A 12,056-nucleotide genomic window follows, 5' to 3' on the forward strand; every position below is an offset into this window, starting at 1 on the left:
CCGAGTTAGAAGACGCGCTTGGACTGGAGTTAGAAGTGATCAAGGAAAAGAAGGGCGTCGGTCGGTACAACGTCGATATTCTGGCTGAAGTCGTCGACGACAATCGAAATGTGGTTATCGAGAACCAGCTCAATTCTTCAGACCACGATCATCTGGGGAAGACGTGTTCCGCCTGCGGAACGAAGGACGGCAACCAGCGTGTTGAACGCGGGTTGTACGTTTGCGAGGAGTGTGATACGGTGGCGAACGCGGACATGAACGGTGCGGAGAACATCCGCCGAAAAGTAACTCCGAGTCCGTCTGAGGATAGGAGTAACGGCTGGTTGGCACAGCCTTCAGTCCATCTGTTCGATCGTAACGAGGGCTGTTTCGTCCCGCGAGAACAGGTCGTGGACTGTAAACCGTAATATCCCAACGGCGGTCGGGATTCCACGTCGTTTACGGCGTGGAGGGTGTCAATACCGCTGTACGCCACTTGGCCGGCGATTACTTCGTAGCCCGGCCGACAGCAACGTCCCACAGCAGTTCTGGATGATCGTCCTCGTTTAGAACCGCATATGTGCCGCTCCCGTAACCGGCCGATCAGCGATAAGACGGACCTCGGCAGCTGTAATTGCATCAGTTCGGTCAAGAACTGCAATCGATCATTGCGTATCACCAGTATCCTCTTTGTTCTTTGTTTCATGGTTTGCTACGGTGGACTCCCTTCGAGCCCCCGCACCCCTTTCGGGGGATACAAACCATCTCGAGTGACGAGATTGCTTGACAGTCAGCGGCTGAACGTCCCATCTGGCGTAGGGACAAGTCCCGTGCGGATCTCGAGGTCGACACGCCGAAAATGCTTACAGCCACCGTCTGGCTGGCGCTGTTCGAAGTCGGGGCAGGTACACGTTGCTGACTCGATGTTGACGTCGTAGGTGTTCCCGCTTTCACTTTCGACCTCGTAGAGCGGACCCAGTGTCGTGAAGCGGACGTCTAACTTCTCGTTCAGTGCACGGCGAGTTCGTGGGTCGTCAATCGAGTAGCCACCTGCCTCGAGGGCAGTCGGTGGCTGGGGGTTGTCGCAGGGGGTCGTAAACTCATCGCGACGGTTGCGTTCTTGGCCGCACTTCCTGCAGCGCCAGTGCCGTGTGTGGTACTCGTGGCCATCGGTGAGGTCGAGTTCGTATGGTGTTGGAGATGTTCCTGGCAACCACTCGTCGATAGCCACGAGTTCGTGTCCGTTCAGTCGGGCGACATCTCCTGGATAGCTTCGGTCACGGTCGCTCGTGTACTCGTTTGTCGGTCGATCTCGATGCGGGTCGCTCTGGGGTGGTCGGTCTGTACTCATTTGTGGCCTCGAGGCACACGAGTATGCGCCTCACTCTCTCAGGCGCAGAAAAACTGGCTTGTCACGACCGATCAGAGCCAGCTTTCGAGGCGTTTTCTCATTGCTGCGCTTGGATCTCAAGAAGTTCCGCTAGATCTTCCTTCGAGAGCGGCTCAATCTCGACCCGGCAGTCCATCGCCGAATAATAGATAGAGGCACTCACGTCTCGACCCTCGAACCACGCATCGAGTGCGTGATAGTATACGCTGAGCTGCGTTCGATATTCCGACTCTGCGTAACGCCCCTGATCGGTCTTATAGTCAATGATCTCCACCCGGTCGGACATCACATGAACTAGGTCCACAACCCCGGAAACCGTCACCTGATCACTGTCTATCTCGAGCGGCAGATACACCTGTTCTTCGACTCTGAGGGTCCCCTCGAGCGAATCAAGAAGCTCCTTGATATTCTGTTCATCCTCGTTTCGAGGATCAACGTCGTCTCCGAGAGCGTACTGTTCTGCGAACTCGTGAACCGACGAGCCAAATTCCTGCCCTCTTCCCTGACCTACGTCTTCGTAGACCTCGTCGCCCATTAGCGAGTGAGGCGAGTACCCATCAGGACCGTTTGGCTGTGGGATTGACACGGTGAGTTGTGACTGGACAGTGTCTTCGACACGCTCAGTATCAACTGCTGGCTCAAGTGGGTCGATGTCGACAGGCAACTCCTCGAGGAACGTATTCGGATCGTCGCCAGCCGAAAACAGCAGGTGATCCTTTGCACGTGTCATTGCGACGTAGAGCAACCTGCGTTCTTCGTCGGCTTCCGTTAGCTGACATCGTCTCAGGACGTCGGTTCGCCAATTGTCGTAGATGTGGGGCTCGCCATGAGCCTCGGCATAGCACTTGCGCTGGCGGAGCCCGGTAAGCTCGGAGTACGTAATCGTCCCGTCCTGTCCGCCAGCAGGCGGGAACTTCCCGCTGTTCATGTTCCCGAGGATCACGATCGGATGCTCGAGTCCCTTGACCGAGTGAATCGTCTGGACAGTGATCGAATTGGTTCCTGCCGCAGCGTGGACCTCCTCGGTGTGTCCCGACTCGATTCCTTGTTCGATGAAGCGGATCAGATCACCGAGCGTCATCGTCGTCGCGTTGTGGACCGACTGGATCGTCGTGAGGATCACGTCCGCTGTCGACCCGTCATACCCGTAGCGGTCGAATATCCGTCGTGCAATGGCGTTCGTGGTCTCGAGTGCTGCGAGCGCTGTGCGGAACACCGCCATATTCTCTGGGTAAGCCTCGTGCTCGAGGATGTGGTCAATCTCGTCGAGTGTGTAGCCAGCATGTTCGAGGACGACTGCCCAGCCTCTGTCTGCATCAGTCTCGAGGATACGCAACCAGGCAAGCAGGAGTTTGGCCTGATCAGTCCGGAAGAGTTCGATGCCGCCCTCATATGCCATCGGTAGCTCGTGTTCTTCGGCGACGGAAAGCAGATCGCGCCCGAAGTCTCGTGTTCGAGTCAATACTGCGATATCATCATACTCTGGTGTCCGTAGTTCGCCATCGTCTTCGACTGCATAGGCGTCGTTCCCGACGATTTCCTGAATCTTTGTTAGGATCGCCTCGTGTTCATTGTCGTGCTGGAACGCTTCGACCCGTGAGTGTTCGTGCTCTGTGTTTGACGACAGTGAAACGACCTGTTCGCGGATCGCTTCTCGATCAATTGATTCACGGCTACTCGCTGGGGTTACGAGGGCGTGTTCTGAGAAATCGAGAATCTCCTGAGTTGATCGGTAGTTTTGCTCGAGTTCGATTCTGGTTATCGGTTCCAGTGGGAATGAAACGCGCTCGGCGTCATTGTTCAGATCGGCTGTGAATCGCTCGAGGCGTGACTCGAACTCGGTGATGTTCTCGATCGCTGCATACTGGAACGAGTAGATGCTCTGTTTCCAGTCACCAACAACACAGATATTGTCCGTCCCAGCAAGTAGCAGCGAGAGCTTGAACTGAATCTCACTCGAGTCCTGGAACTCGTCGATCATCACGTACTCGAACTCCAGTGACTCGCGGAGTTCGTCATCCTCACAGAGAAGGACGAACGCGAAGAGCTGGAGGAACGAGAAGTTCAGGTAGTTTCGCCGAAGTGCAAACTCCAAATACTCAATGTAGATATCGTGGATGAATTCGATGAGGTGCTCGCGGTCTTCAGTAAAGGCTCGCTCGGCGACCTCGTCGGGGACCGCCTTCGTGCCACGTGGCCCTCGCAGCTCCGATCGATCGGGTGCATCAGGGAGATAGCACTTGTTTTTGCCATACTGGCCGAGTTTCGACCGGAGCTTCGACTGTTTACTGCCGCCGTTTCGAGGCTGATTCAGTTCGTCGAACAGCTCTTGGAACGCGTCGAAGTCGCCCTCGAGATATCGATCACTGTCACGATACCAGCCGTCGGTGGTCGGGAAGACGCCTTTGGCTGCGAGGTTGTTAATGAGACCTAGCAGCTCTGTTGGTTCCGAGAGAGACCGGAACAGGTCATCGTATTCCGAATGCTCATCGGTGAATTGGTTGATGAACTCCCCGAAGTACTCACGCTCGATCGTCTCGTTCTCGAGGATCTGCGTTGAGCCAGTAATTGCATCGTCGATCCCCAGATGCGTGGGCGCATGGAAGCCGTGTTGCTCGAGGATATCGTTACAGAGGCTGTGGAAGGTCTGGATCGGTGCGTCCGTCAGCGCCCGCATATCGTAGTCGCAGTTGGCGACGATGCGGTCTTTCATCTCCGTCGCTGCATTGCGAGTGAAGGTAATCAACAGGACATCATCCGGTTCTACGTCGTCCTGTGAGACGATATTCGCGTAGCGACGAGTGACTGTGAACGTCTTGCCGGTCCCAGCGCCGGCATCAACGAGATACAGCCCCTCTGTGCTTTCGATGAGCTCACGCTGTTTCGGATTCGGTGCCGTCATCGGGTCACCTCTGTCTCGTCGGCCGGGTCATCGGTCGCACGTTCTGTTGTCAGAATCATATCGCGGTTGTCCACATATCGGTAGTTTGGCTCACCTGCTCGTCCCTCGACGGGGAACCGAGAGTCACCGCGGCGATATCGGTTCAGTTCCTCGAGCTGGTCATCGATGAACCGCTCGAATTCGTCGAGATCCTCGACGAAGTAGCCCTCCTTGCGGTAGCCACACAGGTGTCTGAATGCCTGCATGCAGCCCTTTTTGACGTACTTGTAGTCGCCGACGCCTTCGATCATCCGCTCGAGAAGTGCGTTCCCGAACGGTGAATCGGCAATCTCATCTGCATCTCGTGTTCTGGGTGGTTGGTGAGCGTCGAACGCTGCCCGATAGTCCTCGTAGCTCGTCTTCGAGAACGTCTTGTTGCAATCGTTCGGTGCCTCTTCGCGGAGTGCTTCGAAGACGGCTCGTGACTGAACGAATTCGTCGAACGGGAGTGGATGGTACGTGACCGTCGTCAGGCAGTCATCGAGAGTCCCCTCGCCCGTGACGACGTCGTCAAGCGTCTCGAGAAAGTGGAAGAAGGTGAACTCGAGTTGTTCGTCTGGCCGCAGGCTCCGGTAGTAGGTCAGATAGAGCAACGCCTGAAAGTTCGGCTGATCGCTCGGTGGATCAATTGCTGCGCGTTTGATCACCTGTGACGGTGATTTCTTGCTTCCACTTTTGAAGTCGACCAGCTGTGTCTCCGACTGTACGAGGTCTATTTTTCCCTTGATCCCACGGTCGTCGTCCTCAAACCATCGTTCGGTCGCTGGAGAGTCGACCGGCCGGTCGAAGTATGTCGCGAAGAAATTGTCACTGCTACTTGTGGGCGTGAGGAAGTCGGTATCCGACGGCGCATTCGTTTCGAGATAGTCGACGATCGTCTCGAGGCCAACGCGATACTTCGTTCGTCGTGTGGCGAGATCGACGCCACGGTGGAATGGCCGTGTCTCTTCGATCATAACATCGACGATCTCCTCGATGACAGCGTCATCGACGAACTCGGGATGGTTGACGACGAACTCCGCGAAGTCGTGGAAGAGGTTCCCCTCGACGAAGTAATCCTTGTTAGGGTTGTCGACGAGTCGTCCGAAAAAGTAGTCTCGAGGGCAGTTCGCGTATGAGTTGAGGCTCGATTGGCTGAGTGTCGTTTCTGGCTCGGTTTCGACACTGATTGGCTCCTTCTCGAATCCTTCTTCTGTCGATCGGAACGTTCGCGAATACCGAATCGACTCTAAATCGCTGAAGCGTTCGAACTCGACGTCAAGGAGGTCTTCGAAGTACAGACATGGCGTTACGGGCGCCCCGCCAGCGGTATCTTGGACGAGATAGTACTGGTCGACACCGCTCTGGAGCAGCGACTGGAACTGGTCGAGGTTCCGGTCGAACTCTTCGTCACGATCGACCCACGGTCGCTGCGGTGATTTGTGCGTCCAACTCTCGTCAAGGCCGAGGTAGAAGACGACTGGTCGATCGACAAACGACGCCGACTTCGCATCGGCAAGGAGGACGCCGTCGTTTTCCCGGTCGATCGGGACATCGTAGGTCTCGAGGTAGAATGTGAGTCGGTCGATAGTATCTGCGGTGATCGGTTCGTTGAGGAGTCCGAGCCGTTCGAGTTCCGCTCGGAACGTCTCGAGCGTACACGCAGCGTGTTTTTCGTAGGTGTCTAGTGCATCGCCGATCGTGAGCTCTGCTGCTCGATTGCAGAAATCGTGGAGCCACTCGAGTTCGGGGTTATCGACCTCGAAAAGACGTTTTTCGTTGTGGTCGACGTCGATGGTCGTTCCGAGACGGGTTAGTAGCGGTTTCACGGTTCCGATACGAGTATCGGATCCCGCAATCGTACTCCGGAGAAGCTGGATGACGGCTCGGTGATCTTGATCCTCGGTGAACGATGGACCGCCGTAGTATGGGATCTCTGTGGCTTCGAACGCTGCCTCGATAAGCGGCGAATACTCACTACTCGCATCGAGAACGACCGCGATATCCTCGGCGTTCTCTGGAGTAACCGTATCGAGGACGGCATCGACGATTGCTGCCGGCGAGTCAAAGATCCGGACAGGCGGTAGCTCGAACGAGTCATCACAGAATCGGTCGACAGCGTCGTATTCCATGGGGAGGATTGATCGCTCGAGATTCGTCAGTTGCTGTTCACCGATGACGGCCACTGATTCGTATTCCTCGCAGTCGATCTGATACTCAGTGAGCGTTCGCGACGTCGTCTCGAGTGATTTGATGCAGTCGACGACAGTCCGTGTTTCCGGTGTATCGAACGCATCGTACTCGAAGATTGCATCGGGGCTGCCCTGATACTCCCAGCACTGGAGTACGTTCCCGATCGCATAGGACGCCTGCTTCCAGTTGAGATCGGTTTGACTGATGACCTCGAGGAAGGCCAGCCTGTCTTCTGCCGTTTCTCGGCGTCTGGAAGCGAGTCGGCGTGGCGTAATCGCGAACGGGCCGAAGTGGGGGTACTCGAGGCGTCGGTTGAGTGCACTTGCTAACGGGGCGTCGGGAACAATGACGAGATCGTATTCGGCTACCTCCTCGTATAGCCGATCGATCGGTTTCGACCGCTTGATTGACACGATATACAGGTTATAGTATTCCACAATAAGTCTGTATATCGGGCCAATCTAGCGATTCGGGGTCGGATACTGGCTTGTCAGAAATAGTATATTTTTGATATTATTGGATGTGCGAATGGCGAAGTGGATCAGGCTCTGTTGAAACTCTCAGCTGATGACATGCCTAACCATCCGTGATAAATAGACAGCGCGAATGTGGCACGGCCGGGAAAATTCACGTATTCGCACCTCTTATCAGCCGTTCAACCAAAGCATTAAGAATACACATAAAAACACTACACCTGACATGAGTGCATTACGGCCTTGCCTCAACTTCTTTATTGATTCTCTTCCCGACACACCGATTCGTTCAACTGTCCGGATCATTGAGAACATCGGGTTTACGACAGTTCCCGAAAAGAACACCAGTTATGAGTATGTGTATCGAACCCCACACGAGGGAGATGTCGCCTACCAGAAGGAGAAGGCAATAGACCTGCAAGAAGTCATTGAACGGATCAGTGCGTCCGAGCAGGGATCACTCGAATTCTGGTCTCCTGACGGTTTTCAATTCAGTATTCATTTTGATCTCCACCAGGTTGGCTCGAAGTCTAAGGTAGCCGTCAGGATACTGGGATCACATGCAAATATCTACAGTACTGATAAACACTCGTTTCAACTGGTCGAACATCGCACGGAAACGCTCGTCGGATTGTTCGTCCGCTTTGTCAACCTGTTCAATCCTTGGTACGCGTTTACCCACGTGTATGACGAAACGCCGCTTGGAATCTTTCCCGAAGACTACCCGCCCGAAAGCGGTATCGAACGACTTCCTTGGCTCTCATTTTTTGGAAGCGAGTGGGTCAACCACTTCGGAGGGAGGAAGCGTATCTTGGAGGCACCTGCGTGGCAGGTTCAATCGCTGGACACCGGGATCCTCATTCGAGAGCACGACTTTCCTACTGAAAGTTACGCCGACATCGATAGAGGGCCACCACTGTCCACGTACGAATTTCTTTTTGAACAGCGGTCGTTGTCCGAACTACGAGCAGAACGACAACAGAAGCAAAACACGGTTCGGGACCCGTTTCTGGAACTCAATCCAGGGGACAGAGGGTGCGATATCATCGCATGTAAAACTCACACCTCGATCGATACTACCAGGATTGACTACAGGGAAATCGCGGAGCGTTTCGATACGAGCGACCGTTGTTACGTACTGTGGGTCCAGCGAGACGAGCACGATCGGCTTTGGGAAGTCGATACCGGAATGTTCGTTCGCCGCCTCATAGATCCGAGCGGCACACCGATAGGAGAGCGACCAGAGCAGGTTCCCCCGGAACGCGAACTCGTATCCCTCTCCGTCCGCAACGAACTGGACCCATGGCCAGTCGAGTTCTTCGAAATGAAACACGTAGACGAACCCAGTATTGCTGCAAAGTTGTTCGGATTACATCGTGTTCCGGCGGATGGGTTCTGGCGAAACGGTGATGAATGTCCTCGTGAATTGCTCGAGGATTCTGAGTAGTTTGAGCTTCGACGGGTGCTAACCTTACATTCGAGAAAGAGCACCACTATCGGACTAATATTAGTCTATCTGTCGAAGTAAACAAATCAGCTCGACACTTGGGGCTGAACGATTTGAGGATTTGAGATTCAACGAAAAATAATAGCCAAAATTTATTAAAATAACTCTGCCTAGCTTATTGTAACTTGTAGAATTCGTAGTCCCCGGGAAACACTGCCTACCATTGGTCTTTAGAGAGATGCGAAGTATCCCTGCGCTACATCGCAGTAAACTCTTCACCGGAGTCAGGAAGGTATTCTACGATACTTCGATGAGCACCGAATTCGCTGATAACCGTCTGTAGCGCGTCGACAACGGTCGCGATGTCCCGGTTGAGTTCATGTTCACGGTATGTCCCACCGTCCTGACCGCGGTGCACCATCTGCGAGAGTGTTAAATTGAGAATCTCGAAATCAGATAGGAAACTACGCATCCGCCGGGCAGTACGGGGATCTCGACCCTGATACTCACAGAATTCTTTGTAACGCTGATACACAACGCGTGAACGGGCTGGCGTGGCATCTTCAGCAGCAAGCGTGGTTAGCGCATAGAGAGTGAGTTGCTCGTGTTCGGTGAGGTCTCGCATGATATCCATACTCTGCTGTGCCTCGAGTTTCTCCTGGGCGCGCTCAACGTGGTCAGTCATAACTGAATCCGCGTTTTCGGTGCGTGCAAGATCGCCAGCTTTCCGAAGGAGCGTAATCGCTCGTCGGGCGTCTCCACCATCTTGTCGACCAAGGGCAGCACACAACGGAATCACTCCGTCCTCGAGTGCGCTCTGGTGGAACGCGATATCTGCTCGCTGTTCGAGAACCTTCTGGAGCTCTTTAGTTCCATACGGCGGAAACGAAATCTCGGTTTCACACAGAGACGATTGAACCTTTGCGTCAAGCTGCTCTCGGAATGTTGAGTCGTTGCTAATCCCGATGAGGCCAAGCTGAATGTTGTCGATGTATCCGTTGTTGTCTGCGCGAGTAATCTGGTAGAGGAACGTATCATCCGTGATGTGGTCGATCTCGTCGAGAACAATGATAACAGTCCCAGAGAGATTATTGAGTTCATCCCAGAGAAGGCGATAGACTTTGGATTGCGGATGACCGGTTTCGGCGATGTGATGTTCGGGTTCTCGGAGAGTATTTACCAGACTAATCGCGGCCTGATAGCTCGTGCTGAGGCCATCGCAGTTGAGCGTGATAATAGATAGATCGACCTCAAAATGTTTTGCAGATTCCTGGAGTTCGTTTAGCAAGAAATTCGTTACAGCAGTCTTCCCGACACCGGTCTTGCCGTAAATGAAGATGTTATCGGGGTACTCCCCGTTGATGACCGGCTGTAGGGCTGCTTCGTACTCCTCGATCTCGTTATCCCGTCCGACGATATCGTCTGGAACGTACTCGACTTTGAGTGTATTCCGTCGTTTGTACAGTGTGTCGTCCGGCTGGAATCGTGGAGTCATATTGTGTTCGACTGATCAAGGCAAGAATTATAATTGTTTCGACCACTGTTTCCGCTATTTCCAGTATAACCATGAGGAGGCGTGAGTTCCACTATCGGATATCGGCCCCACTGTTTCCAGTCAATTAAATGAAAGTCATTTGGGTTGTCATGAAAATGACCTCTTTGATATGATGAAGCACTACACCCCACTATTTCCAGTAAAGACATCAACTCACGAGTGATCAAACTCACCCCGTTGTTTCCAGTAATTCTCGGTGGTTCCAGTTGGATGCTCACAGAAGAGAAAAAAGAGAAGAAGCACAGGGTTCCAGTATTTCCAGTAAGCAACCATTTATATGTAACGCAGACCCCATCGTTTCCAGTATACCCAGGAAAATAGGAATCGGTAGACAACAGAGGGGTACACTGGATAAGAACGACGGAACACTCCCTCCCCACTATTTCCAGTAAAGTGCTCCGAAAGAGAACCGTATATTACAAGAGAACTCTAAATTAGAGAAGAGTTTATATCATTGGCGGCCGAGCTAGTCCGTAGGAGAGCTAGAGGACGGTTGTTGTTGAGTTTGGTTTTAGTGAAACAAAATAACCCCACAGCTCAGGGGACTCTTGCTACTAGCTTTACTGGAAACAGTGGGGGGAGAGTGGATGGGATGCGATCGTCACTTCATCATGTGAGCATATTAGTGGAAATAGTGGTGTCTGACACCCGCAAGATGTTCTGCATGGGTTAATTAACAAGTGAACAAGAGTCCGATTTATAAACTGTCTCGGGCGATGGAACCGCTGGCAACTAGAACGAGCGAAACGCTTGTATACAATGCAAACATAGCATACGCCATGGGAACGATATCGACACGGGTTCCGGATGACCTTGAGGGGGAACTCGAGGAATACCTCGAGGCAGAACGTCTGGATCGGAGCACTGCAGTGCGGAAACTGCTCTCGGAGGGACTCGAGGAGTGGCGTCGTGAGCAAGCGCTCAAACGGCTTGCTGCTGATGAGATCACGTTCACGAAGGCCGCCCAACTTGCAGAGATGTCTGTCTGGGAGTTTGCCCAGCTCGCAAAGGATCATGACATCACGTGGGTGTCAGGCGATCACCTCGAAGACGATCTCGAGGACCTGTGAATGTGGGTTTTCGACGCGACGCCGCTCATTTACCTCGCAAAGGTCAACCAACTCCAGCTTGTTTCCAATCTTGATGGACAGTGTTATCTTCCGCAGCAAATTCACTCGGAGGTCGTAACAACCGGTCTTGAGCAGGGGTATACCGATGCTCGCCGTATTGAGCAGTGCGTCGATGCTGAGCTGTTTGAGGTCATTTCAGTCGATGACTCTCAGCTTGTAGGCCGGTTACAACAGAACCCAAATTTGAGTGATGCTGATGTGGCAGTACTTGGATGTGCTGCGTCATTTGATGCGATTGCTGTCATGGACGAAGCCTATGGGAGAACGGCTGCAGAAATTGAAGACATCGAGACTCGGGGGACGGCCTACATTGTCCTCTTGTGCGCTAAACAGGGATATATAACTGTCTCTGAAGCGCGTGAAATGATTGATTCGATGATTGAGGAAGGCTGGTACTGTGCACCAGATTTGTACACAAAGCTCGTTCAGAAATTCGAATCATTTGATCAGTAAGCTACCACGTCTTGAGGCGCACGGAGAGTATCAAAGAACTTCGGTACGACCGCTCCACATTTCGCTCGCTTTGATGCCCCTAGTGATATCCTCGCCCGGCGTGAACAGTAGTTGCCGAAGAAACATTAAAGAAAGTTTGAATGAAGGTGCTTGTGAGGCTATCTGGTTTTGAGAGGGTCTCTGGTTGGTTGTTTCGAAGGTTTATTCTGTGCCGGATCTGTTCTTGGGGCGATACCCAACAGGCTGACGAGCAGTGAAGTTTGACCTCCTCCCCCGCGTGAACGCGGGGGAATCCCACCATGGGATTTCAGACCAGGCGTATCGGCCCTAAGGTTTCAAGACGCATTCGTTCCATGCGTCACCTGCTGGGGTTCAGCATCGGCATAGCTGTCTTGTGGCCCGGTCAATAAGGCCCCATCCGCATTGGTCTTTAGCTAAGCCTCAGCAGCCGGTTGGATGGTAGTAGCGAGCTGTTCTTGCAGGATTGGTCGTTGCCTGTGGATCTTCTGAGCGTCT

7 protein-coding genes and 1 pseudogene are annotated in these 12,056 nt (G+C 53.3%); 4 read left to right on the plus strand and 4 right to left on the minus strand.

The genetic code is table 11. The features are described 5' to 3' along the window. Nucleotides 1-158: 158 nt before the first annotated feature. A pseudogene (locus tag BW940_RS21990) lies at nt 159-407 on the plus strand (zinc ribbon domain-containing protein); the annotation flags it as partial. A 362-nt stretch (nt 408-769) separates the two neighbouring features. Here BW940_RS21990 and BW940_RS19125 read toward each other — a convergent pair. The 3 genes from BW940_RS19125 to BW940_RS19135 form a co-directional block, all read right to left on the minus strand. Further along, the gene (locus tag BW940_RS19125) at nt 770-1,330 is read right to left on the minus strand and encodes a hypothetical protein (RefSeq protein WP_076610779.1); all 561 of its coding nucleotides are present in this window, start codon (nt 1,328-1,330) and stop codon (nt 770-772) included. Between the two features lie 97 nt (nt 1,331-1,427). Continuing rightward, nucleotides 1,428-4,271, minus strand: a complete 2,844-nt coding sequence (locus BW940_RS19130) for a UvrD-helicase domain-containing protein (RefSeq protein WP_076610780.1) — start codon at nt 4,269-4,271, stop codon at nt 1,428-1,430. Further along, entirely contained in the window at nt 4,268-6,895 is a 2,628-nt protein-coding gene (locus tag BW940_RS19135; RefSeq protein ID WP_076610786.1) for a PD-(D/E)XK nuclease family protein, read from the minus strand. The genes BW940_RS19130 and BW940_RS19135 overlap by 4 nt, the downstream gene beginning before the upstream one ends. Nucleotides 6,896-7,181: 286 nt before the next feature. On the opposite strand from BW940_RS19135, the gene BW940_RS19140 reads away from it, so the two are divergent. Continuing rightward, nucleotides 7,182-8,402, plus strand: a complete 1,221-nt coding sequence (locus BW940_RS19140) for a hypothetical protein (RefSeq protein WP_076610781.1) — start codon at nt 7,182-7,184, stop codon at nt 8,400-8,402. Nucleotides 8,403-8,658: 256 nt separating this feature from the next. Here BW940_RS19140 and BW940_RS19145 read toward each other — a convergent pair whose 3' ends face one another. Next, nucleotides 8,659-9,897 (minus strand): orc1/cdc6 family replication initiation protein, encoded by a 1,239-nt coding sequence (locus tag BW940_RS19145; protein WP_076610782.1) that lies wholly within the window; start codon nt 9,895-9,897, stop codon nt 8,659-8,661. Between the two features lie 839 nt (nt 9,898-10,736). Between BW940_RS19145 and BW940_RS19150 the strand changes: the two genes are divergently transcribed. Both BW940_RS19150 and BW940_RS19155 read left to right on the plus strand, forming a co-directional pair. Then, nucleotides 10,737-11,027, plus strand: coding sequence for a UPF0175 family protein (locus BW940_RS19150; RefSeq protein WP_076610783.1), 291 nt, complete (start codon nt 10,737-10,739; stop codon nt 11,025-11,027). Beyond that, nucleotides 11,028-11,540: a PIN domain-containing protein gene (locus BW940_RS19155; RefSeq protein WP_076610784.1), complete on the plus strand. Its 513-nt coding sequence runs from the start codon at nt 11,028-11,030 to the stop codon at nt 11,538-11,540. It begins immediately after the preceding gene. Nucleotides 11,541-12,056 lie beyond the last annotated feature (516 nt).

The organism is Natronorubrum thiooxidans (genome assembly GCF_900156475.1).
GTDB classification, from domain to species: Archaea; Halobacteriota; Halobacteria; order Halobacteriales; family Natrialbaceae; genus Natronorubrum; species Natronorubrum thiooxidans.

Coding starts and splice junctions, on each gene's coding strand:
- BW940_RS19125 (WP_076610779.1), bottom strand. CDS start 1,330: ATGAGTACAGACCGACCACCCCAGAGCGACCCGCATCGAGATCGACCG.
- BW940_RS19130 (WP_076610780.1), bottom strand. CDS start 4,271: ATGACGGCACCGAATCCGAAACAGCGTGAGCTCATCGAAAGCACAGAG.
- BW940_RS19140 (WP_076610781.1), top strand. CDS start 7,182: ATGAGTGCATTACGGCCTTGCCTCAACTTCTTTATTGATTCTCTTCCC.
- BW940_RS19145 (WP_076610782.1), bottom strand. CDS start 9,897: ATGACTCCACGATTCCAGCCGGACGACACACTGTACAAACGACGGAAT.
- BW940_RS19150 (WP_076610783.1), top strand. CDS start 10,737: ATGGGAACGATATCGACACGGGTTCCGGATGACCTTGAGGGGGAACTC.
- BW940_RS19155 (WP_076610784.1), top strand. CDS start 11,028: ATGTGGGTTTTCGACGCGACGCCGCTCATTTACCTCGCAAAGGTCAAC.